Here is a 24956-nt window from a genome sequence, read left to right on the forward strand (position 1 = left end):
ACCTAGTAACTTGTAACTAGTTACTAGGTTGTTTTATAGGTTTTTATTTAACCATATGGTTCAATTATGGAAATAAGAATTTAAATGGACGACAAAATTAATAACGATAGGTGTTAATTTAATAAATATACAAAAAAAGTAGCCAACAGAATAATTTTTATAAAAAATTAAATTAAGGATTAGGTAGTTTGCTATTATGTTGAATAATCATAATGGTGAACAAAAAAAATAAATCATTTTTCGTCCCATAAAATTGATTTTTGTCCCAGTTTATGTTATTGTTATTTGAGAAAGAATATAGGAGGCAGGTATTGTGAAAAAACAGAACGTACTAAATTTAATTAAATACCATGTTGAGAGAAATGAGAATGCTTTTAGAGAAGAAGCTATTAATATTGCGAGACATTTTGATAGTGTTGGAGATGATCAATTGGCAGAATACATCATGGGGTTAATTGCTGAATCGAATTTGTACGTCCCACAAGCTAGTAACTTTGAAAGTGATTTTCTAAAGTCACTAGACGTAAAAATAGTATCACCTTTGAATTTACCATTGGAAATAACTGATGATATAAAAGGCGTGATAAATGCTGTTAATCATAATATAGGAATAAATAAATTTCTATTTGAAGGTTTGCCAGGAAGTGGTAAAACAGAAGCAGCTAAACATGTTGCGCGGTTGCTAGACAGAACATTATTTTATGTAGATTTTGATAATTTGGTGGATAGCAAGCTTGGTCAAACGAACAAAAATATAGCTAATGTATTTAATGAAATTAATAATATTCCTCACCCAGAAAAAACTGTAGTTTTATTTGATGAAATAGATGTAATTGCTTTGGATAGGGTAAATAGTAATGACGTACGTGAAATGGGACGTGTTACTTCTGCTATTTTGAGGGAACTGGACAGATTAACGGATTTAAATAAAGAAATAGTGATTATTGCGACTACAAATTTATTCGAAAATTTTGATAAGGCTTTATCTAGGCGTTTTGATGCTGTAATAAATTTTAATCGATATAGTAAAGATGATTTAATTGAAGTAGCTGAGTTCTATTTTTCGTCTTTCATAAAGAATTTTAAAGGAATTACAAAAGATGTAAGGTTGTTTAAAAAATTGCTGAGAACTTCAGAACAGCTACCTTATCCAGGAGAATTAAAAAATATTATAAAAACATCATTAGCATTCAGTGATGTCGATAATAGTTATGATTATTTGAGAAGATTATACAATAATTTAATTGGAAATATTGATCAAACTACTATTCAAGAGTTATATGCTCAAGGATTTACTGTAAGAGAAATAGAAAAATTAAAAGGTGAACCAAAAAGTACTGTAGCTAGAAAATTGAGTGAGGAGGATAATTAATGGGAAATAATGTATTGGAATTGAAAGGTAAGAGGTTTTTTCAAGCAACGAGGCCTGGTAAAGGTGGAGGAGCAAGTATGAATGGGAAAAAAATCGTTACCAGTGAAAAATTAGTTAGGTTAAAAGAGAAAATCATGCAAATTAAAGATTTTTGGATAAAAGAAGAAAAACCATTTGATGGAGTTTTAATCAGTGTTCATTATAATAAAATCGTAGCAAAAAGTAATAGAATTTCTGGTTTGTTTAAAGGAAAAGATTCTAATTGTGCGGTTGTAGGTGCAAAATTTAACGAATCAATAGATAAACATATCATTACCTATTTTGTTAGTATAGAGGATCTAGAAAAGAGTATTAAGTCACTTTATAATGCAAATAATGTCTTGGTTTCCGCATTTGATGGGAGCATTAGCAAAGATGTTTTTGAAGATGACGAGAAATTAAAAAGTGTGTTGTTTAGTGATTTTAAAATAAGCAAATCTCTTTTTAAACAAATAATTGCAGATGTTTCCTATATTGACGATTTTGAGATAGAAATAGCACCCAAACAGTATAAACAAAGTATTATTACATTATTCAATACTGAGACAGATACAAAAAAATTGTTAGAAGAATTGGGAATCGATATTTTATCTACTAGAATTTTAGATAATCAAACAGTATTTTTAGATGAGCAACAACTTGATATTTTGTTTGAAAAGGCTCCCTATCTTGTTTCAATGGCAACGGAAGATATGTCAGATTTGTCCCCAGCAGATTTTATTCAAGATTATAAAGAAAATGTATTTTCAATTCCTGATCCAGAGATTGAACCAACCATCGGAGTAATTGATACTTTATTTGATGATCGCGTGTACTTTAGTAAATGGGTGGATTATCATGATATGGTGAGTCCTCATATTTCTAAGAGTCCAGATGATTACAAGCATGGCACTGCTGTGACTTCAATCATTGTAGATGGATCAAGATTAAATCCATGGCTAGATGACGGTTGTGGTAGATTCAAAGTAAGGCATTTTGGTGTTGCAACAGGGTCAAAATTTTCTTCGTTCACTATAACAAAACAGATAAAAGAAATTGTGGCTAGTAATAAGGATATAAAAGTGTGGAATATTTCGTTAGGTAGCAACCAAGAAATTAATAATAATTTCATTTCCGCAGAGGCATCAATTTTGGATCAAATTCAATATCAAAACGATGTTATTTTTGTTGTAGCAGGAACTAATAAACCAAATGACGAGATAGAAAGAATTGGTTCACCTGCAGATTCTATTAACAGTATGGTTGTAAATGCAGTAGCTATGAATGGTTTATCTACAAAATATGCAAGAAAGGGTATTGCGTTATCATTTTTTGCAAAACCAGATGTTAGCTACTACGGAGGAAGTACGGAGAAATATATTAGAGTTTGCGAACCATTAGGTGAAGCTAATGTTGCAGGTACATCTTTTGCAGCCCCTTGGATTGCACGTAAATTATCGTATTTAATTGATATATTAGGATTAAATAGAGAGGTTGCTAAAGCTATGATCGTAGATGCAGCAAGAGGATGGACTGATAAGCCTTCTGCAGATCAAATTGCTTTGTACGGTCATGGTGTTGTGCCAATTAAGGTAGCTGATATTATCAATACAAAAGAAGATGAAATCAAATTTCTAGTATCAGATGTTAGTGAAAAATGGAATACCTATAATTATAGTTTCCCAATTCCCTTACAAGATGATAAATATCCATACATTGCAAGAGTAACAATGTGCTATTTTCCAATATGCGATCGAGCTCAGGGGGTAGATTATACTAACACTGAGTTAAACATTAAATTTGGAAGAATTAAAGATGATGGTAAAATGAATGTAATAAATGGAGATACTCAATTGCAAGAGGAAGAGTTAGTGACTGAAAAATCTTACCTTCTTGAGGGAGAAGCTAGATTAAATTTTCGCAAATGGGATAATGTGAAATATATATCAGAAAAATCAAAAAGTAAAATGCAATCAAAAAAAGCATATAAAAAAAATAAAAACTGGGGAATGGAAATAAAAACTAATAACAGGCTAAATCCAAAAGATGGTTTTGGTATTCGCTTCGGTGTAGTAGTAACTTTAAAAGAAATTAATGGTGTAAACAGGATAGATGAGTTCATTAAAAACTGTAATCTAAATGGCTGGTTGGTTAATAAGATTGATATTCAAACAAGGATTGATATTCATGAAAAAGTTAATGAAGAAGTTACTTTTGAATAAAGCATAAACCATAGAAATGAAACCAACCAATAGGGTGTGATTCATTGGTTGAATTAATCTAAGTTATTTATGTAGGTTTGAGAGAAACCATTAAAGTGCGCCACAATAAAATTACTAGTAATTTTAAATATGAGTAAATAAACCTCAAAAATTTTGTTAACTGACAAAATTTTTGAGGTTTATTTTGAGATCAATTTTTAAAAATTATAGAGTTACTTACTGAGGTTAAGCACCATTACTATACATCATTAAAAAAACATTATGTAGGGGTCCCAAGCGCCTACGGGAAATTTGTATCGATAAGGATTACAAATTCCCGTAATATCAACGTTTGACGACTCTCTATTTTTCTATGTTTAATTTTCTCAACCTCTTGGGAATAGATAACAAATCAAATTTGTATTCACCAAGAAACGTAATATGCTCCCAATTAATAGGAGAAATATGGTTCATATAGTTGGTTACTTCTGGATCTATTTTCACTAGATAATCATAGGCTTCTTGTAAATAGACGGCGTTCCATATACTAAGGGGTCAATGGAACAACTTTACGGAAAGTTGCGGTATGATCGATTACAAAAAAATAGAAACATTGATTTAACAGCATTTGTACTTTTTTAGGCTTTAACATTCCAAAAATTGTCTGGAACAATTGAACGAAAAGTTGCGGTATCTTTTAAAAACCGAACAATGTCTATAATTATAAAGGTCTAAAAGTTAAACTTTTACCCTTAATTTAGACTACTTCACATAATCCACATTTTACCAAGTACCATGTCCCGTAAGCGTTACAGCCTGATAGATTGTGAAAACGAAGTGGTCTAGTGAACTAACTCTATTGAAAGGCTGTTAATCGGCTCTTTTGAATGAACAAGAGATTGTGAAAATTAAAGCCTTAAACAGAATAAAGGTATCTGTTTTCCAAAATGAAATAGCGATGAATGAGGATTACTATTCTTTAATCATTCGCATTTACACCGCAACTTTCCGTAAAGATGTTCCATTGACCCCATAACCAACGGTACAAGATAATAGAGTATTTGCTATTCAGCTCTGCAATATCAGACAAAGCATGTTGCGTGAAATTTTGTTTTAGATTAATTAAGTAGGGCATGATTTCACGATGAAATTCAATTTTTACGTCATCATGATAATCTGTCCACTCGACATATGGAATGGGAACAATACTCCTAAATTTAAATCCTTTACCTACTTCTTCTTTAATTTGAAAAAAGGCTTGTTTTTGCATATTCTCTACTGCTTGTTTAAAACGACTATGTTTGTCATTATCAGATACCTTAAAAAAGGCAAACAATTCTTCTTTTGAGAGATAAACCGTATGATCTTTGGGTGGTTCTTCGGTATTAATACAAGACACGGCTAATTCAAACATTTTCAGTGGCGTTTTATCCATTTTCGCAATACTGGTAATTAAAGAATTATGTTCCACTACTTTTCGTTTTGACAATTCGTTCAAGGTTTGCACCTGCTTTTGATTAGGTTCATTTTTTGATATACTAGACATAGAAAACTGCTCCTTTGTGAGTGAGTTTAGATAAGCATGAAGAAACACTTTTCGTAGAGAGATTCTTCATGCTTTTATTATATCATTATATACCAACGAAACAAACAAAGAAGTTGGTATATGCACAGTTTTTTGTTGGTATATGCACAGTTTTTTGTTGGTATATACACAGTTTTTTGTTGGTATATAATTCTATAAAGCCTTGAAAATATTGATTTTTTTTTGACGCAAAAGAATAAAAGATTAAAATATATAAGATAAATATATATATAGGCTTCGCCTATTTTTTATTTTTTCAAAAATTTAAAACCAAAGGTCAAAGTCATCAAAAAAAGGAGTGAGCGAAAACCACGCTCACATTTTACTTGCAGCGTTCACTTCGTTCACTCGCTAAAAGAAAAGATCAAAACCACTTTTAGGAATTTATTGGATTCCCTCTAATTGCTCATATAAGCTGTTTTAACTGTTTGACTAGCTAAATACTCATATCATGCAATCAAGCGTCTTACAGACGGTCAGGGCAAGCCCTAACAACCCTTAAATGAAAAACCGATACTTTGTTTAACTTGTTTTTTTACAACTTACAACAAGCTATTCAATTCAAAATCAATTTAAACCCACTTAAAAGCTCGTTTAAGCATTCTTAATGCTCCCTTTGAACAAATAGACAGTTTCGAATTAAAGTCGCTTAAATCGAGTTTTAGAGCGTTTTAAAATAGAATGATGAAAAACTAAAAAGTTTCAAACGCTGGTCGGCTTGTTTCGTAAAAAAAGAGTGAAATGCGCACTTACACATCACTCTAAAAACGAGTGATGTAATGGCTAAAAATCGTGTATCAGAGGTTGCTTATCGCAACAACAAAATTTCATGCTAGTAGCATCTCTTAAATGAGTGAGTCTTTGTTTAAATTTGTGATACATTTTTCTGATCCATCAAGAACTTCCTCAAAGATAAAATGCCTCAGCGCTCATTCCTCAATTGCCCTTCGTCATTGATTTTGTAATAAGAATTGCGTCCTATTCGGTTACAATCCTCACAACAAAATAGAAAATATAAAACCATAAATACTGCAAGCTATCACATTGTAATACAAAGCACTTCGTTCTTGTATTACAATGTGGCTTGAAAAGGGGGAAGTTTCACTTTCCCCTTTTATCCCCTTTGGATTGTGTCGATTTGCTTTACGCAAACGCCACCTACCCATTTTATAAAAATAAAATGGGCAAAAGATCTTTCTTTTTGTCATACAAAAAGAAGAAAAAAAGAGACGATTTTCTTCTTCCGAAATCGTCCCTCTTTTTGGATGAACGAACAAAAAATCTCTCGTATTTTGTTTGTTCATCCACTAAAAATATGCGAACAGTATGGCTTCATTCAATTCTGTTCTTACAAGTCAAAAGCATCGAATCGTCCTTGGACGATTCAACAAAAAAAGTAGTCGTTTTTGGACGACTACTAAGTTCTAAACATTCATTACCCAAAATCAATTTGGTCTAACATCGTTTCTCGACTAGCTTGATCTAATCCAAGATACGTTAAGGTCATGGCTTCACTTGAATGGTTTAATAAGTGCATCACTAAACCAATATTATAGTTTGACTGGGTATAGAACTGATAAGCGCCTGTTTTACGCATGGTATGCGTTCCTAGATAGTTAATTCCTAAAATATCACCAACTCGTGCCATAATCTTATAAAACTGTTTCTCGGTAATAGGACGATCAGGACGAGAAGTTGAAGGAAATAACCACTCTGAATTCATGTTTTGTTGGATGAGCCATGCATGATAAATCATTAAATCTTGTTGGACAGGTTTTAAATATAACGTATTTCCCTTACCAGTTTTTTGATCATGAATAAATGCAGTTTGTTTGACTGTTCCATCAAGATTAAAGACATCTGTTTTTTTAATTTCATGACGTCACTCACACGTAGCAAGGTCGCTTTCCCAACTTGGAAAATTGTGTAGCTGCGACGACCAGCACGAAAACTATGGTTCTGTTGCAAAGTTTTAAATCTACTATCAAATAAGGTAGAATAATAGAAAAAGATAGCAGGAGGAATGACGATGAATCATTTTAAAGGAAAGCAATTTCAGCAGGATGTGATTATTGTAGCCGTGGGCTACTATCTTCGTTATAACCTTATCCACGGTGTTCAAGAAGCAACTCCTCAGCAATAAGCGCTAGATTTCCAAAATATGAGAAACTATTTTAGAAATCTAGTTCTTATTTGCTCGGAGCTGGACGCTTCTTTCACAACCTCTATCCTCGATCTTTTTGGTCATACACTTCTTTGACGTTGATAAATTGATCAAGTATTGGATTTTCTCCTTTTAGGTCAGCTTCGAAACGGATACCGTCAATATTGATTCTGGCGTTACGGTAGTAGTCAGTTCCTAGTTGTCCCCATGCAGGAGTTGAGGCATCGACATTGCAGAAGATATCAAATCCTTGTTGTTTCAAGTAAGCAAATTTTTGATTTGCTTCAGAATAAGGTTGCCAATCGCTGATGTCAGCGCCAAATGGGTAGATCAAAATATTTGTTTTGCCTAAAATAGGTGCAACTTCATTTTGCCAACGTTCATTATCTTGTTGGATATCGGCTAAAGAAGCTTGTGTCATATTCAAGTGTCCCCAAGTATGAGAAGCAAAACTCCAACCATCTTTCTTTAATTGATCAGCAACTTTTTTGGCTGCTTCGATTTCTTTGTTTGTTTTTTCGTTATCACCATATTCTGATTTTGATGTACGGTAACCTAATACACCATTATAGCCTGTTAAAGCTAATGTTCCTTTGGCGCCTTGATAAGAAAAATCGGGATGTTTTTTAATGAATGAATCGATCAATGGAACCATATCATAGTCACCAACAGTTTCCTTCTTATTGTCGATATAAATATTCTTGATTTGGTTCTGTTTATCGACAATCAACTTACTTGGAAATCCTGAATTATCCATGTATTCATAATAGCTGACATCGTCTTGCGAAAGAATTAACGGTTTCTTTCCTTCTGGAAGAGAAACACCTGTAAAGGTCAGTTTTCCATCTGTTCCTTTTTTGACTAATCCATTTAGATTAACAAGAACATAGTTATTTTTATATAACTGATCAATGGTTTTATTGAATTCGGAAATAGTGACCATATAATCTTTATACCCTTGTGCTTGCTGGGTATGAAAAGCCTTAGCTGGATCAACAATCAGACTATGAAAGAAGACGTGTGAGATTTTGGTCGGGTCTTCCCATTTTACCAAGGATTCTTTTTCTTTTTTCAAAGTTGCTAACAATTGTTGCGCTTCTTTGGCGTCGTCTTTTTCAAGTAAGGCGATGGCTTCATCATAATGATAACTTGCAGCAAGCTGTTTTGCTTGATCAAGCTGTTTCGTCGTTTGTTTATCTTCAACAGGTTTTGAGCTGCTGCTTGAGTGTTGAGTTGTTTGACTAGTGTTTTCTAATTTATTGTTTGTTACTGCTTGTGTAACAAAAAAGATACTTACACCTAGAATAATAACAGTGCATACAGAAGTGACAGCCAATATGATTTTGTGTGTATGTTTCATTTTATCGTCCCCTACTACTTTTTGATTTCAAAAACCCCCGTAAGCTTTTCTTAACCTTTTGAAAAACTTCCCATAACCATTGTAACGAATATAGGGTTCTGTTGCAAAGTTTTAAATCTACTATCAAATAAGGTAGAATAATAGAAAAAGATAGCAGGAGGAATGACGATGAATCATTTTAAAGAAAAGCAATTTCAGCAGGATGTGATTATTGTAGCCGTGGGCTACTATCTTCGTTATAACCTTAGCTATCGTGAAGTTCAAGAAATCTTATATGATCGTGGCATTAACGTTTCTCATACGACGATTTATCGTTGGGTGCAAGAATATGGCAAACTACTCTATCAAATTTGGAAAAAGAAAAATAAAAAATCCTTTTATTCATGGAAAATGGATGAAACGTACATCAAAATTGAAGGAAAATGGCATTATTTGTATCGAGCCATCGATGCAGATGGTTTAACCTTGGATATTTGGTTACGTAAAAAACGGGACACACAAGCAGCCTATGCTTTTCTTAAGCGGTTAGTGAAGCAGTTTGATGAACCGAAGGTTGTAGTCACAGATAAAGCCCCCTCTATTACAAGTGCCTTTAAGAAACTAAAAGAATACGGCTTTTATCAAGGGACAGAACATCGTACCATTAAATACCTGAATAATTTGATTGAACAAGACCATCGTCCAGTAAAGAGACGCAATAAATTCTATCGAAGTTTACGCACTGCCTCACCCACGATTAAAGGCATGGAAGCCATTCGAGGATTATATAAGAAAACCCGAAAAGAAGGCACTCTCTTCGGCTTTTCGGTGTCTACTGAAATCAAGGTATTAATGGGAATAACAGCCTAAATCATAGATACCGTAAGGGATTTTATTCTTTATTTAAAACTTTGCAACAGAACCCTTGTATGTAATTGACTAAAACGTACAATTTTAGCTTTTAAATATGACCCTTATTTATGACCTGCTCTAATCTCACTATTCATCAGCATTCAAAAACCAGCTCACAACTTAACAGTTGTGAGCTGGTTTTTCGTTTGTACCATAACTTGAAAGCACTTATATAAATGAACATAGAATAAATTACGGCTTAATGAACAATAAATGCAAATGATTTTAATAATCTTAATAAGAAAAGAAGGGTGTTCAGAAAATGACCATTTTCTGTACACTATGATTAAGCATTTAAATACAGAAAGACCCGATAGTTCAATATTCTATTACTAATATATTGAATTAGTTAACTTTAAATGGCATAATATACCTATTGCCCCTAAGGGGTATGTAGAAAAGGAGGAAATAATATGTCTCATAATAAAAACCATGAAATTGAAAATCTGGTTAAACGAATAAACAGAATTGAAGGTCAAGTTGGTGGCATTCGAAGAATGATTCAAGATGAAAAACCTTTTGAAGAAGTGATCATTCAATTAAATTCAACAAAATCTGCTATCCAAAAAATCAGCCAACTATTGTTAGAAGCACATGCAGATCATATGTTTATGCATGCAGTTGGGGACTCTGCTCTTGAATCGGAAGAGCTTGCAAGCTTGCAAAAAGCTATCCACCAATACAGCAAGTTACTTTAGGAGATACTATGAAAAATCAAAAATCAAAAAAAATTATTGAACTTGCTTTACCTGCAACAATCGAAAATCTATTACAGACCTTAGTCGGTTTTGTGGACACCTTAATGGTTGCTAAAATTGGGTTGGCTGCTGTTACAGCTGTTGGTGTAGCAAACTCCATTTTAAATGTATATTTAGCTGTTTTTATTGCTTTAAGTGTTGGAACATCTTCGCTTATCGCACAAAAATTGGGGAGCTTAAAAAAAGAGGATGCAAGAATAATTGCAAGACAATCTACTGTAATTGCTTGCGGAATGGGCCTCTTATTTGCAGCTGGAACACTCCTATTTGGTAAACAAATGTTACAGATGATGGGGGCAACAAATAACGTTCTAGACTATTCACTACAATTTTTCTATGTAGTTGGTGGGGCCTCGATTTTTATTGCTTTGATGACTGTTTTTGGAAGCATATTAAGGGCCACTGGCGATACTAAAACACCTATGAAGGTTAGCATTATTATAAATGTGTTAAATATTATACTGAATTATGTATTTATTTTTGGATTTTGTCCTATTCCAGCTTTAGGAGTCGTCGGGACTGCGATTGGAACCACCTTATCACGATTCATTGGCACCATTCTTTTGTATAAGAAAATCCAACTTTCAGAGGTGCATTTTTCAATCCGTTCTTTGGCTAATAAGTCGAATTACAGACCTTTAATTGAATTATCTATTCCAGCCACATTAGAGCGCATGGTTATGAGAATAGGACAAGTCGTTTACTTTGGATTAATTGTTGGAATTGGGTCTGTAACTTTTGCGGCGCACTCAATAGCAGGAAATATTGAAAGTTTTACTTATATGCCTGCCTATGGACTTGCAACAGCAGCAACTACCTTAGTGGGAATGTCTATTGGTTCTAAAAACTTTGAAGATGTGAAAGAATATGCTTATCAATCAACTAAAATTGGAGTAGCTGTGTTATCTATTTGTGGGGTTGGCTTGTTTTTTGGAGCTCCATTTTTTGCACAATTATTTACTACAAGTCCAGAAGCAATAAACCAAGTTGTCGTTGCATTAAGAATTGACGCATTCATTCAACCAGCTCTGGCGACGAGCTTGATTCTTACTGGTGCTCTTCAAGGCATGGGGGATACGAAAACCCCATTGTATAGTACGGCTTTTGGAATGTGGGTAATCAGGATTATTGGAGTAATCGTTCTGGGTAAATGGTTATCAATGGGAATAGCAGGGATTTGGATTTCAATAGGAATTGATTTGTATTTAAGGTCTATTTTCTTAGCTTACAAATTTAGAATGAACTTAAATAAATTGAGTGGTTAAATTTTCACTGATTTTACTCAGACAATTGTGTATGTTAAAAAAGTTAGAGGAATGTCATCTTTGAACTCCTTAAATATATGTCACATAAAATTATAAAACAATGCCGTTTATATTAAATATTTTATGAATATAATATATCATAAAAGTTGATTTGTAAGAATTAGTTTTTTTCAATTTTTTGAGATTTAAGGAGCTCAATAGAATTAAGATTCATAAAATTAAAATCTATGGTTTTTTCATTAAACAAATTAAAATTAATTTAAGGAGGAATCAAATAACGGGAATTCAAAGTGAGATTTATCCAATATTTGAATTTTAGATAGTAAAGATGCATGCTAGGCTGCGGAGACGAAATATTCGACTTTAATTCCATTGTAAGTTACACTATTTATAACAATTTCATTTAGGGGGAAAATACATGAAAAAAAAAGGTCTAATTGCCCTTGTTGTATTTAGTGGGCTATTATTTTTAGGGGCTTGTAGTCAAACAACAACAAAATCGACAGATAGTTCAGAAAAAAATACGATGAAAGAGTCGTCTTCAAGCGAAATGGGAAGTATGGAAGGGATGAATCATGAGGGGCAAACACCCTCAGCAATGGTTGTAGCAGTGAATCCAAAATATCCTGTAGGCACTTCAGTCATCATAACCGAGGGACATATGGATGGAATGATGGATGCTAAAGCAACAGTTACAGCTGCATACGATACGACCATTTATGAAATCACTTTTGATCCAACGAATGGTGGGGCAACGGTTAAAAATCATAAATGGGTAGTACAAGAAGAATTGAAAGATAAAAAAAATGTAGCGAAAATTGGAGATTCAGTTATTTTAGAAGCAAATCATACTGTCGGCATGATGGGGGCTGAAGCAACTGTTGATGAAGCAATAACAGGAACTGTCTATGTCGTTGATTATGAAGCAACCGATGGTAGTGGAATGGTTAAAAATCATATGTGGGTAACTGAGTCTGAATTAAAAACTAACTAAATTGAAAAAAGAGGTCTCCATGATTCATGGGACCTCTTTTTGGTGGGATAATCTAAATGCATTGAATCTTTGAGAGGAGTACAATGATTTTCTAGCTCCTTAAATTAATGCCCATAAAGCAATGCATTTAAAACAAATGATACTATCTTTAGCTACGCAACATCTAAAACTGTCTATCTCACTACTATTTTTGCAATTAAACTAAGAATAATATAGCAATTTTTCAAGCAACAGTGTAAGGAGTTAGTAGTTGATACTGTCCTTTGAAAAAATTAAATATATTACTTGTTTTTTTGGGTTTACTTTTAAGTTTATAGTTATTTATTTCTCACTTTTAGAATTATATTGATTAGCCACATTTTGAATGGACGTATCATTATATTTGTCAATGACTGACCTGGCTTTTTGTAGGAGAACTTGCTTACCTACTATTATAAATTCAATTTCATCTCCATTTTCAACATTAATTAATTGCTTTACTTTTAAAGGTATTGTTGAAATTGAACTGTTGCCAGACTGCCTAAGCTTATAAGTTTTTGTAAATTTTTCGTTCATATTCATTCCTTTCAATATAAAAATCTACTTAAACAGACTTTATTACTATATACTATTTTATCTTTAATAACATAGCATTTATTGCTACAATGACTGTGCTAAACGACATGAATATAGCACCAATTGCCGGACTAAGAATGATACCTGCGAAGGAAAGTACCCCGGCAGCTAAAGGTATTGCAACAATGTTATAACCTGATCCCCACCATAAGTTTTGTATCATTTTTCTTGAAGTATTTTTTGCAAGGGTTAAAAAATGAAGAATGTCAGATGGGTTACTTTTTACAAGAATCACATCTGCAGAATCAATAGCTACATCTGTTCCAGCACCAATAGCTACGCCAATATCTGCTCTTACTAAACTAGGAGCATCATTAACACCATCCCCGACCATCATGACGATTAGACCTTTATTTTTATATTCTCTGACGATTTTTTCTTTGTCTTCCGGAAGGAGTTCCGCATGGACATCCTCGATGCCTAAATGATTAGCAACCACAGCTGCCGCTTGTCTATTATCTCCAGTTAACATCACTGGTTTAATACCTTGTTTTTTTAATGCTTCAATCATAGATTTAGCTTCTGGTTTAATTTGATCACCCTGCGCAACTATCCCAACATTCTTATTTTCAACTAAAAGAAAACTAACAGAGTTTCCTTTACTCGAAAGGTCGGAAAAGAGTTTTTTATCATAATCTAGGGCATGTCTATTTAAATAAGCAACACTTACAATTTTGACATCTTTAGTTAAAATTGTTCCTTCAATTCCTGTACCTGCAATTGTTGTAATGTCGGTAGCCAGGGGTGTATTTAAGTTTAGTTCTTTAAGTTTTTTCAAAACACCAATTGAAAGTGGATGACTCGAGTTTTTTTCTAAAGAACCCATATATTCAAGAATTTCAGTATCCGTATAGTCATCTGAAAATGATTTATAAGTAGATACTGAAAAGTTACCTTCAGTAAGAGTGCCTGTTTTGTCCATCATAATAACATCAACCTTTTTAGCTACTTCTAAGGCTTGTCTATTCTTAATTAGTAATCCATTTTGAGCTCCAAGCGAGGTGGAACGTGCTGTTACTAATGGAATAGCCAGTCCAAGTGCATGTGGACATGCAATAATCAGGACAGTAACCATTCGCTCTAAAGCAATATTCACATCACCAGTTAGGAGTATCCAGGTTGTAAAAGATAAAATCCCAACAATTAAAGCAACGTAAAATAGGAGTTTGGCTACCTTATCAGATAGCGATTCGACACTTGATTTTTCTTGTTGCGCACTACTTACTAAAGCCATTACTTGAGATAAATATCCTGATTCACCTGTTCCGGTAACTTTTATAGTAATTGTTCCAGAACCATTCACTGAACCACCAATAACTTTGTCATTTATATTTTTGGTAACGTCTTTTGCTTCACCAGTTACCATTGATTCATTGACGGTTGTTTTTCCAGAAATGAGTACTCCGTCAGTTGGGATTTTCTCACCAGCTTTTACCATCACTTTATCTCCAACATTGACATCTTGTAAAGCAACTTCTTTTGTATTTCCAGTGGCATCAAGCACGCTTGCTGTCCCTGGTAATAATTCTGCCATTTTTTGTAATGCATTTCCAGCGTTGCTTATAGCATTCATTTCAATCCAATGCCCAAGTAACATGATAAGAATCAACGTTGCTAGTTCCCAAAAAAAATCCATTACATGAACTTTATTTGTTAAAATATTATTTGCAATAAAAGCATACACGCTATAAATGTAAGCCACTGAAATACCTAATGAAATTAAGGTCATCATTGCTGGGCTTTTAGCTTCAAGCTCCATTTTAGCCCCTTTTAAAAAAGGCATTCCCCCATAGAAGTAAAGAATAGAGGCTAAAATAAGAACGACCCATTCAGAACCATTGAACTTAATTTGAAAAGGAAGTTTCCCCCCCATCATTGGTGAAAATAAGATAATTGGAATAGCTAAAAATAAAGAAACAAAAAATTTTTGTTTTAAATTCCCCATGTGCATTGAATGATCCATAGTTCCTGTTCCATGTTTCATCTCGCTATGATTCATGTGGCTATGATTTGTTTTATCCCCCATATTAATTACCTCCAGTATTGTTATAGTTGCATTTGATAAACAAAGTCTACAACTGTAAACGATTTTTGTCAAGAAATTTATCTTTTAACCTAATCATTTATAGGAACCAGGAACAATCGAACATAGCTGTATTTTAATTTAAGAAATTCATAGGATCAAGCACATTTCCCATTCCCCCATATAAAGAGGTTCGAATTTCAAAATGTAAATGAGCCCCAAAAGAAATTCCAGTGTTCCCGACTTTTCCAATGATTTGTCCTTGTTGAACACTATCTCCAACAGAAACAAGTAGTTCAGATTGGTGACCATACAGAGAATACATGCCATTGCTGTGCTTAATAATAGTTGCAATTCCATAACCAGAAACAGGCATACCATCATTCTGAGCAACAACAACCTCACCAGCCATAGATGCAGCAATAGGCGTTCCTTCAGGAGCACTAAAATCCACACCTTTATGAAATCCATTTGCATCTAAGCCTTCTCTAGCACCAAAAGGTGAAGAAATAGGTGCCTGTAGTGGATAGATATAACCCGAGCTTCCAACAGTTAGTGAAGGTGCTGGAGGTTCCGGAGTCTCACTAGCAGAAGTCATATTCGTCAAATCAACACTAGTCTTAGCTATTACAGGTTTATTAGCGTTAGCTTCTAGTTGAATTTTTTCATTTTCCTGATTAGAAATAAGAATAATTTTTTCATCTTCTGCGGTAGCTTGTTGTTGTGCTAAAGTGACTATCTTAGCTTCTTTTAAATTTTTTTGATTTTCTAATTTAACTTGTACTTCTTGCAATTCAGAAATTAATTTTTTTTGATTTTTTTGATTCGCGCTTGTTTTATTTTCTTGTAATTCGATTTTTTCTTTATCTTTTTTTTGTTGCAGTACAATTTCTTTATTCGCAGAAATTAGTTTTGAAGATACTTCTATTCGTCCAATAAAGTCAGTAAATGATTCTGAATTCAAAATGAAATTTGTATAAGTCGAAGCATTACCTTCAATTTGAATCGTTTGGAGTTGGGAATTTAATTTTTCAGTTCTTTGAGTAATTTTATCTTGTAACTCATCGTTGCTTATTTTTAAAGTATTCATTTCAATTTGAATAAGTTTTATTTCCTCTAATAGTTGGTTACTTTTGTCTTCTTTTTTTTCGATTTCAGTAAGTAATTGCCCCAAGGCAACTTTCTCATTTTCAATTTCATTTTTTATAGAATTAATTTCTGTTGTGCTTTTGCTAATTTCTTCCTCATAATTTACTGCAAATGAAACTTGACTGTAAAATAAAGAGGATAAAGAAACAGAACCAATGATAATAGTTTTTAAAATTTTTTTCAAAATGAACCTCCTAGAAACAATTAATTTAATTTAGATTTAATTTTTTGTAATTCTTCGCTTAATTTTTCATTATGCTGTTTAAGCTGATCAAATTCATCTTTAGAAACATTATCTTTATTTTTTCCTCCATGTGTCATTCCAGACATCATAAAAATCATCATAATTGGACACACTAACAGTAAAAGCCATTGCATAAAAATCCTCCGTTCTTAATTTCATTTAATTTTTTGTTTTAATAAAGTTAACTCAGAATTCATTTTTTCATTTTGCTCTTTTAATGCTTCAAAATCAGATTTTGAAATCCCGTTATGATTAGAGTGGTCATGGGATGAACTGTGACCATGTTTCCCATGCATAAAAAACATCATAATTGGACAAATTAATAGTAGTAAAAACGGTAAAATAGAGACAATTAAATTCATATAAATTCCTCCTTAAAAGTTTGTATTTCAATAAAGCCATTTAATTGCTTTATCTGTTTTTATATTCTGTTTAAATAGTAAATTTCCCTACTCCAATAAGGTGCTTTTTTTTTCTTTTCTTGCAAGTCCAATCATTGCTACGGTAGATAAAATGATTAAGATCACAGAAATGAATTGAGCCATTCGAATAGTTGAAGTAAGCATTAAGCTATCTGTACGTAATCCTTCGATAAAAAATCTGCCAATAGAATAGCCCATTAGATACATGAAAAAGAGTTGACCTTGGAAATGTTTTTTATTTCTAACAAGCAACAAAATTATTAAGATCAAACTATTCCAAAGCGATTCATATAAAAATGTGGGATGATGATATGCACCGTCAATGTACATTTGATTGATTATGAAATTAGGAAGATTTAAACTTTCCAAAAATGTTCTTGGTACGATACCACCAAAAGCTTCTTGATTCATAAAATTTCCCCAACGGCCAACTATTTGACCGACTAGTATTCCAGGTGCTACTAAATCTGCAAGTTTAAAAAAAGGAATATTTCTTTTTTTTGAAAAAAAGTACCCTGTTATTATAGCGCCAATTAACCCTCCATGAATTGCTAAGCCACCTTCCCAGATTTTGAAAACATCCCAAAAATTAGTTGAATAATCTGACCATTCAAATAGAACATAATAGGTTCGAGCACTCAGGATAGCTATTGGAAAAGCAATCAGCAATAAATCAAGAATAGTATCATCGTTAATGTCTTCTTTTTCAGCTTGTTTTGCAACTAGTAAATATCCTAAAAAAGCCCCAGAAATCATGAAAATTGCATACCAATAAATTGTAATTGGTCCTATGGAAATAAAAATACGATTAAGTGGTTCCACTTAATTAGCCTCCTTAAAATTAAATTGACACACTTCCGAGTTTTGTAAAAACTAAAAATAATTTAACAGATAAAAACTATTTTTCTCTTTTACAGTGTAGTGAAAATATGAAAGTGCTTCTTTTAAATAATTTATCAAAGAAATATGGATTTTGTGTGTAGATTCAAAAAAAAAAACAAATTCATAGAATCTCCATAAGATACTAGTAAAATAAGTTTTAATAAGAGAGGATGATACTATGAAAAAATTAAGGACATATTTGGCTTTGCTTGTTATATTATTGGGTAATTTAAGTTTTTCAATTGCAGTAGCGATAAATTTTACACCACTTTTCAAATGGAGTTTAACAGATTTGTCTACTAGTGAATTATCTAGGGAAGTAATCATGAAAAATTATACTATATTACTTAACTATTTAAATAATCCTTGGATACAAAGATTAAATATGCCTAATTTTGAAAGTTCAGCGCAAGGATTATTTCATTTTAGTGAAGTTAAAAAATTATTTATGCTTAATTATAGTATCCTTGCTTTTTCACTGATTTTTGGTTTTTTTTTGATTCGGTATTTAAAAAAGAAAAACGAACTTTCAGCATTGATTAAATTGATGAGCTACACAATGTATGGTCCATTAATCGTTTTAATTTTATTATTAGTAAATTTTGATAGGATATTCATACTTTTTCACGAAGTTTTTTTTAATAATGAAGCGTGGATTTTTAATCCGTCAATTGATCCTATTATAAATGTACTGCCACAATCATTTTTTCTTGCCTGCTTTATTTTCGTGTTTATTTTATTCGAAGTGCAACTTATTCTAACTTATTTGTTATTAAAAAAGAATTTAAGGAGAAATTATGAAAAAAATCAGCCCGTTATTAATGTCTAAGTTCACTGAAGGGACATTCGGAATTGAAAGAGAAACATTAAGAGTAAAAAAAGATGGGGAACTTTCACTTTCATTGCACCCCTCTAAATTGAATATAAAAGGAATAGAAAAAGACTTTAGTGAAGCGCAACTTGAATTAGTAATACCTGTACAAAATAGCTTAAAAAAAACATATGCCTTAATGCTTGAAATGACACGTTATATTCATCAAAATTTGCCAGAAGACGAATATTTATGGCCATTTAGTATGCCTACCTTAAACAAAGAAGAGGTGATGGTTCCTATTGCTACCTATAGTGATTCAGATAAAATCCTTTACAGAGAATATTTAGCAAAAAAATATGGGAAGTCAAAACAGTTAATATGTGGTATTCATTATAATTTTGGTTTTGATGATAGTTTATTGCGTATTTTATATGATGAAAGACAAGAAAAGTGTTCATTTAAAGAATTTAAAAACATGTTCTATTTAAAGTTAGCTAAAAATTTTCTACAAGATAAATGGTTAATTACTTATTTGTTTGGTGCTTCACCTGTGGGCGAAAAAAAAATATTTCCTTCTTATACTCCTGTTAGGAGTATAAGAAATAGTAGTTACGGTTATAGAAATCTAACGAGTCAAAAGGTATCTTTTGACTCATTAGATAGCTACGTAACCACATTGGAAGAGTTTATTGAAAAAAAGTACCTTTATGATGAGAGAGAATTTTATTCACCAATTCGTTTGAAAAATGGAAAAACGTTGGCTAGCTTAAGAGAAGATGGAATTGAATATATTGAAATTCGTATGATTGACATCAACCCATACAGTTCCTGTGGAATTGACTTAGATGATATGGAGTTCCTTTATTTATTTTTAATATATTTAGTTCACAAAAAAGAGACAGCCAGTCAAGCTGAAATATTAGAAGGACATGGAATGAATGAAGTAACTGCGCTTGAAGATCCTTTTTCAAAATCCACCTATTTTTATAAAGGGGTCTCTATTTTACAGGAAATGGAACAAATGGTTCTAAAATTGAAGTTACCGAATACCTATATACGGACCCTCAAGAAAATGCAAGAACGATTTTATTATCCAGAAACCACTTTAAGTGCTCAAATAATTAAAGATATGCAGAGTACAGGTTCATTTATGAATTTAGGAATCAAGATATCTCAACAATATAAAAATAGATACTTGACATGAAAAGTGCACAAGTGTACACTACAAGTGTAAATTCGTTTACACTTGTAGATGAAAGGGGAGGTAGGGATGGAAAATCACTGTGATCTTCAAATTACTGTAGCAGAATGGGAAGTAATGCGCGTTGTCTGGAGTTTAAGAACGGTCTCTAGTAAACAAGTTAGTTTGATTCTAACCAATAAAATGAATTGGAAACCAGCCACGACAAAAACATTAATTGGCAGATTAGTTCGTAAAGGAATTTTATCAACTAAAACTGATGGAAAAAGATTTATTTATGCTGCAACGATTAGTGAAGAAGAATGTATTAAATTTCAGGTTAATAAACTGTTATCTACTATATGCAACAAATCAATTGGAACAGCACTTGCTAATGCTATTACAGAATACGAATTGAGCAGTGATGATATTGTTTTGATTAAAAATAAATTGGAAAAAAAAATCCAATCAAAGATAGCATGTGAATGTGTTCCTGAAGAATGCGAATGTAGAAATCATTAGAAATAGAGGTGAATGTTGTGAAAAAAGAGGTATTTTTAATTGAAGGAATGACATGTGCCTCGTGTGCACAAACAATTGAAAAAGCTACAAAAAAATTAAAAGGTGTGGAGTTTTCTAGTGTAAATTTGACTACAGAAAAGTTAACTATCTCATTTGATGAAAACCAAGTATCTTTTACTGATATTAAAAAATCTGTAGATAATGCAGGCTATACAATCTCCACATCAAAAATAAAGGCTTCTTATTCTATAACGGGAATGACTTGTGCTTCATGCGCACAAACAATCGAAAAATATATAAACAAATTAGATGGAATTGTATCTGTTTCTGTAAATTTAGCAACAGAAAAAATGAGTGTTGACTATAATTCTAGTTTGTTATCAAATGAAATAATTATAGCAACTGTAAAAAATGCAGGTTACAGTGCAAAAAAAATAAATAGTGAAGAAAAAGTTAACGATACAAGTGAAATGAAAGAAAAAGAAATCAAATTAGTTTGGAAAAAATTTGTATGGTCAGCAATTTTCACTTTACCTGTTCTTTATTTGGCTGTGGGCCATATGTTTGGATTTCCCTTACCGGAAATTCTCGATCCTATGAAAAACCCGCAAATTTTTGCTATGACTCAGTTGATATTCACTATTCCTGTGATAGTACTTGGTAATAGTTATTACCGAATTGGCTTTAAAACCTTAGTTCGGCTTCACCCGAATATGGATTCACTAATTGCGTTAGGGACTAGTGCTGCATTCTTATACGGTATATTTGCAACTATTATGATTGCTAAAGGAGATTATAGTTATACAAATGAACTTTATTTTGAGGCTGCAGCAGTGATTTTAACACTAATAACACTTGGAAAATATTTAGAATTACTTTCTAAAGGAAAAACATCTGAAGCAATTAAAAAGCTTATGGGATTAGCCCCAAAAACAGCCTTAATTATAAAAAATGGAATTGAAAAAATTATTCCTATCGAAGAAGTAGAAGTTGGTGACATATTAATTGTAAAACCAGGGGATAAAATGCCAGTTGATGGTGTTGTGATAGAGGGAGTAACTTCTGTTGATGAGTCTATGTTAACTGGCGAAAGTCTACCAGTTGAAAAAAATGTTGGAAATTCAATCATTGGTGCTAGTATCAATAAGAATGGAACCATTCAGTATAAGGCAACTAAAGTCGGAACAGATACAGCACTCTCTCAAATAATTAAATTAGTTGAAGATGCCCAAGGATCAAAAGCTCCAATCGCTAAACTTGCGGATATTATCTCTGGTTATTTTGTACCAGTAGTCATTGCTTTAGCAGTAATATCTGGAGGAGCTTGGTATATTGCGGGTCAATCTGGTGTATTCGCTTTAACAATATTTATTTCAGTTTTAGTCATTGCTTGTCCGTGTGCACTGGGATTAGCAACACCTACAGCTATTATGGTAGGCACTGGTAAAGGTGCTGAAAATGGTGTTTTGATAAAGAGTGGGGTAGCGCTTGAAACAACACATCAAATTAAAACGATAGTGTTTGATAAAACTGGAACAATTACTGAAGGGAAACCCAAAGTTACGGACGTTATCGTTGTAGATCCTATATCAAAAGATGAATTACTCAGTTTTGCGGCTTCTGCTGAGAAAGGTTCGGAACACCCTTTAGGCGAATCCATTGTAAAAGAAGCGGAGTTTGCTAAAGTTACATTAAAAAAGGTTTCAAAATTTAAGGCAATTCCTGGTCATGGAATTGAGGTTCAAATTGAAAATAAGACTCTTCTATTAGGAAATAAAAAGTTGATGGACAAAAATAATATTAACCAAGAATACCTATCCGATACTTCTGACAAACTAGCAACTGAGGGGAAAACGCCCATGTATATCGCTATTGAGGGTCAATTAGCAGGAATAATAGCTGTTGCAGATACTGTGAAATCAAGCAGTTTAAATGCAATTAATAAACTTCATAAAATGGGAATTGAAGTAGCTATGATAACGGGTGATAATAAACAAACTGCTTTAGCGATTGCAAAGCAAGTAGGTATTGAGAGAGTTTTAAGTGAAGTATTACCTGAAGATAAGGCTTCTGAAGTCAAAAATCTACAAAAAAATGGAAAAAAAGTAGCTATGGTAGGAGATGGGATTAACGATGCTCCTGCATTAGCTCAGGCAGATATTGGGATTGCAATAGGATCAGGCACTGACGTTGCGATAGAATCTGCAGACATTGTTCTGATGCGAAGTGACCTCATGGACGTCCCAACCGCCATAGAATTAAGCAAAAAAACAATTCGAAATATTAAAGAAAACTTATTTTGGGCATTTGCATATAACACGCTAGGAATTCCTGTAGCAATGGGATTATTATTCTTGTTTGGCGGGCCTTTATTGAGTCCTATTATTGCGGGTGCTGCTATGAGCTTTAGTTCTGTTTCAGTTTTATTAAATGCATTACGACTAAAAAAATTTAAACCATCAAAATAACTAGGAAAGAGGTTTTTAATTATGAAGGAAAAACTAATTATTGACGGTATGAAGTGTGAAGGATGTGCTAAAAATGTTTTCAGAAGACTTCATTCTATAAGTGGGGTAGAAAGTGTTTCTTTAAGTTTGGAAGATAATTCTGCAACAATTGATAGTTCTCAACAAATTAGTCAAAAAGAGTTAGATTCAGTTTTTATTGATTCTCACTATAAAGTTTCACAAGTAATTAAAATGTAATGAAATAGCCTACTGAATCCTTTTTTTGATAGGATTTAGTAGGCTAATTTAATTAAAAGATAGTTAATTAAAAGTAGATTATAATTATGGGGGATAGAAGAGCTGTTAATTTAATTGTTTTTGAGGAAAAGGAAGAATTTTAAATTCTTTAATTGAAAATAAGTAAATAGAAGACTAGTTTCAGAGTAATCTCCATAAAATCTACAAAACTTTAGGCTATAGTAAAATAGTGTATAGAAAATAGAGGAGTGAGTTTATGAGTAAAAAACAATTAACAACAGTTTTATTAATTGTAATTGTAGCTTTCATAGCAGTTACTGGATGGTTTTTGTATGATAAAAATTATACTAAAACAGAAAATAATCAATCTAAACAAAAAATGAATATGAGTATGTCTGAGGGAAATTCAAGTAGTAACAGTAGCATGGAAATGATGGACCAAGAAAGCGAAAATAATGTTGAAATTGTGGAAAAAAATCAAAAAGAAAAAGAGTTGGCGATTCCTCCTTTATTAAAGGCAGATTCTGAAACAGACTCAGCAGTAGAATATACTCTAACTGCGCAAGAGGGAGAATCTTCCTTTATTGATGGCGAAAAAACTAAGACTCTTGGGTACAATGGTAACTTTCTTGGACCTGTTTTACGAGTTAAAAATGGCCAAAAGGTAACGATTAACACTGAAAACAAGTTAACTAGTGACACATCGTTTCATTGGCATGGGTTAAAAATCCCTTCAGACGTTGACGGTGGACCACACCAACCAGTAAAACCTAATGAGACTAAAAAAGTAGATTTCACTGTAGAACAAGAAGCTGCAACACTCTGGTTTCATCCACATCCAGATGGTGAAACAGCTAAACAAGTATATGATGGTTTAGCTGGCGTTTTGTTAGTAGAAGATGAAAATTCTGACAAACTAGATATACCAAAAAATTATGGTAAGGATGATATACCTGTAATTGTTCAAGATAGGGTTTTTGATAATAACAATCAGTTGAATTATGAATCAGATCGAAATGAAGACGGAACTCAAGGAGATACATTGTTGGTTAATGGAACAATAAATCCTTATATTAATGTTTCAGATGGGAATATACGTTTGCGTTTGTTAAATGGATCAAATGCAAGAAATTATGAGTTTTCTTTTGACGATGGGTCAGAATTTAAACAAATTGCGTCTGATGGTGGATTTCTTGCGAATCCAATTTCTTTGGATAAGGTTATGTTAACTCCTGGAGAACGTGCTGAAATAATTGTAAATACTGAAAAATACAAAAAAGGGGATGTACTAAATCTTATGGATGGTGATTCTAAAATTTTATCTCTAAAAATTACCAAAGATAATTTAAAATCAGTAGAATTGCCAACTAAGTTAAACGAAATTGCAAATGAAGATACTTCATCACTACCTGAACAAAAAATCACATTAAAAGGTATGTCACACATGGTGTCTATTGATGGAAAAACTTTTGACATGAATAGAATTGATTTGGAAAAAAAGAAAGATGAAAAAGAGATATGGGAAATTTACAATGCACCTGATATGATGGGTGGAATGATTCATCCTTTTCATATTCATGGGGTCCAATTTAGAATCTTATCAAGAAATGGAAAAACACCTCCTGAAAACGAAGCGGGATGGAAAGATACTGTTGCATTAAACCCAGATGAAACAGTTAAATTAGAAGTACAATTCCAAAATACTGGAATTTTTATGTATCATTGTCATAACTTGGAGCATGAAGAAAATGGAATGATGGGACAAGTAAAAGTTACTAAATAGAAAGGAGGC

The 24956-nt window shown here is 32.5% G+C and carries 21 protein-coding genes and 3 pseudogenes; 14 read left to right on the top strand and 10 right to left on the bottom strand.

Annotated elements, in window-relative coordinates; translation table 11 throughout:
* Positions 1–313: 313 nt before the first annotated feature.
* Entirely contained in the window at positions 314–1372 is a 1059-nt protein-coding gene (locus tag BR77_RS00325) for an ATP-binding protein (protein WP_035063712.1), read from the top strand.
* Positions 1372–3612 (top strand): S8 family peptidase, encoded by a 2241-nt coding sequence (locus BR77_RS00330; RefSeq protein WP_035063713.1) that lies wholly within the window; start codon positions 1372–1374, stop codon positions 3610–3612. Before BR77_RS00325 ends, BR77_RS00330 begins: the two co-directional genes overlap by 1 nt.
* 342 nt (positions 3613–3954) lie before the next feature.
* On the opposite strand, the pseudogene BR77_RS18500 reads toward BR77_RS00330, so the two are convergent.
* Positions 3955–4143, bottom strand: a pseudogene (locus BR77_RS18500) (Tn3 family transposase); the annotation flags it as partial.
* Positions 4144–4609: 466 nt separating this feature from the next.
* A pseudogene (locus BR77_RS00335) lies at positions 4610–5137 on the bottom strand (replication initiation protein); the annotation flags it as partial.
* Positions 5138–6441: 1304 nt separating this feature from the next.
* Between BR77_RS00335 and BR77_RS19350 the strand changes: the two are divergent.
* Positions 6442–6576, top strand: a complete 135-nt coding sequence (locus BR77_RS19350; RefSeq protein WP_257613122.1) for a hypothetical protein — start codon at positions 6442–6444, stop codon at positions 6574–6576.
* A 35-nt stretch (positions 6577–6611) separates the two neighbouring features.
* Here BR77_RS19350 and BR77_RS00340 read toward each other — a convergent pair.
* Positions 6612–7189 (bottom strand): annotated as a pseudogene (locus BR77_RS00340) (site-specific integrase).
* Positions 7190–7205: 16 nt separating this feature from the next.
* Between BR77_RS00340 and BR77_RS18925 the strand changes: the two are divergent.
* Complete coding sequence (locus BR77_RS18925) at positions 7206–7319, top strand: IS6 family transposase (protein ID WP_014334219.1); 114 nt, start codon at positions 7206–7208, stop codon at positions 7317–7319.
* Between the two features lie 82 nt (positions 7320–7401).
* Here BR77_RS18925 and BR77_RS00350 read toward each other — a convergent pair whose 3' ends face one another.
* On the bottom strand, positions 7402–8700 hold the full coding sequence (locus tag BR77_RS00350; RefSeq protein ID WP_014017385.1) for a polysaccharide deacetylase family protein: 1299 nt from the start codon (positions 8698–8700) through the stop codon (positions 7402–7404).
* Between the two features lie 168 nt (positions 8701–8868).
* On the opposite strand from BR77_RS00350, the gene BR77_RS00355 reads away from it, so the two are divergent.
* The 4 genes from BR77_RS00355 to BR77_RS00370 all read left to right on the top strand — a co-directional run bounded on the left by BR77_RS00355 (position 8869) and on the right by BR77_RS00370 (position 12608).
* The gene (locus BR77_RS00355) at positions 8869–9549 is read left to right on the top strand and encodes an IS6 family transposase (protein ID WP_035063714.1); all 681 of its coding nucleotides are present in this window, start codon (positions 8869–8871) and stop codon (positions 9547–9549) included.
* Positions 9550–10004: 455 nt separating this feature from the next.
* The gene (locus BR77_RS00360) at positions 10005–10289 is read left to right on the top strand and encodes a metal-sensitive transcriptional regulator (protein ID WP_035063715.1); all 285 of its coding nucleotides are present in this window, start codon (positions 10005–10007) and stop codon (positions 10287–10289) included.
* Positions 10290–10297: 8 nt separating this feature from the next.
* The gene (locus BR77_RS00365; protein ID WP_035063716.1) at positions 10298–11614 is read left to right on the top strand and encodes an MATE family efflux transporter; all 1317 of its coding nucleotides are present in this window, start codon (positions 10298–10300) and stop codon (positions 11612–11614) included.
* A gap of 418 nt (positions 11615–12032) precedes the next feature.
* A complete protein-coding gene (locus tag BR77_RS00370; RefSeq protein WP_035063717.1) occupies positions 12033–12608 on the top strand; it encodes a YdhK family protein in 576 nt (191 codons plus the stop codon).
* A 321-nt stretch (positions 12609–12929) separates the two neighbouring features.
* On the opposite strand, the gene BR77_RS00375 is transcribed toward BR77_RS00370, so the two are convergent.
* The 6 genes from BR77_RS00375 to lgt form a co-directional block, all read right to left on the bottom strand.
* Positions 12930–13169 (bottom strand): AbrB/MazE/SpoVT family DNA-binding domain-containing protein, encoded by a 240-nt coding sequence (locus BR77_RS00375; RefSeq protein WP_185751403.1) that lies wholly within the window; start codon positions 13167–13169, stop codon positions 12930–12932.
* Positions 13170–13215: 46 nt separating this feature from the next.
* Positions 13216–15249: a heavy metal translocating P-type ATPase gene (locus tag BR77_RS00380; RefSeq protein ID WP_035063719.1), complete on the bottom strand. Its 2034-nt coding sequence runs from the start codon at positions 15247–15249 to the stop codon at positions 13216–13218.
* Positions 15250–15382: 133 nt separating this feature from the next.
* Positions 15383–16579 (bottom strand): murein hydrolase activator EnvC family protein, encoded by a 1197-nt coding sequence (locus BR77_RS18250; protein WP_051926650.1) that lies wholly within the window; start codon positions 16577–16579, stop codon positions 15383–15385.
* Between the two features lie 20 nt (positions 16580–16599).
* Positions 16600–16773, bottom strand: coding sequence for a DUF2933 domain-containing protein (locus BR77_RS18515; RefSeq protein ID WP_015076895.1), 174 nt, complete (start codon positions 16771–16773; stop codon positions 16600–16602).
* A 21-nt stretch (positions 16774–16794) separates the two neighbouring features.
* Positions 16795–17001, bottom strand: coding sequence for a DUF2933 domain-containing protein (locus BR77_RS00390; RefSeq protein ID WP_015076894.1), 207 nt, complete (start codon positions 16999–17001; stop codon positions 16795–16797).
* A gap of 87 nt (positions 17002–17088) precedes the next feature.
* Positions 17089–17883, bottom strand: a complete 795-nt coding sequence (gene lgt, locus BR77_RS00395; RefSeq protein ID WP_016356528.1) for a prolipoprotein diacylglyceryl transferase — start codon at positions 17881–17883, stop codon at positions 17089–17091.
* Between the two features lie 238 nt (positions 17884–18121).
* Here lgt and BR77_RS00400 point away from each other — a divergent pair, with 238 nt between their 5' ends.
* The 6 genes from BR77_RS00400 to BR77_RS00425 all read left to right on the top strand — a co-directional run bounded on the left by BR77_RS00400 (position 18122) and on the right by BR77_RS00425 (position 24947).
* Positions 18122–18772 (top strand): TIGR01906 family membrane protein, encoded by a 651-nt coding sequence (locus BR77_RS00400; protein ID WP_016356527.1) that lies wholly within the window; start codon positions 18122–18124, stop codon positions 18770–18772.
* On the top strand, positions 18741–19961 hold the full coding sequence (locus BR77_RS00405) for a glutamate-cysteine ligase family protein (protein WP_016356526.1): 1221 nt from the start codon (positions 18741–18743) through the stop codon (positions 19959–19961). The genes BR77_RS00400 and BR77_RS00405 overlap by 32 nt, the downstream gene beginning before the upstream one ends.
* A 66-nt stretch (positions 19962–20027) precedes the next feature.
* Positions 20028–20459, top strand: coding sequence for a CopY/TcrY family copper transport repressor (locus BR77_RS00410; RefSeq protein WP_016356525.1), 432 nt, complete (start codon positions 20028–20030; stop codon positions 20457–20459).
* 17 nt (positions 20460–20476) lie between these two features.
* Entirely contained in the window at positions 20477–22927 is a 2451-nt protein-coding gene (locus BR77_RS00415) for a heavy metal translocating P-type ATPase (RefSeq protein ID WP_016356524.1), read from the top strand.
* A gap of 21 nt (positions 22928–22948) precedes the next feature.
* Positions 22949–23164, top strand: a complete 216-nt coding sequence (locus BR77_RS00420; protein ID WP_015076886.1) for a heavy-metal-associated domain-containing protein — start codon at positions 22949–22951, stop codon at positions 23162–23164.
* 256 nt (positions 23165–23420) lie between these two features.
* Positions 23421–24947 (top strand): multicopper oxidase family protein, encoded by a 1527-nt coding sequence (locus BR77_RS00425; protein ID WP_035063672.1) that lies wholly within the window; start codon positions 23421–23423, stop codon positions 24945–24947.
* Positions 24948–24956 lie beyond the last annotated feature (9 nt).

The organism is Carnobacterium maltaromaticum DSM 20342 (assembly GCF_000744945.1).
GTDB lineage: Bacteria > Bacillota > Bacilli > Lactobacillales > Carnobacteriaceae > Carnobacterium > Carnobacterium maltaromaticum.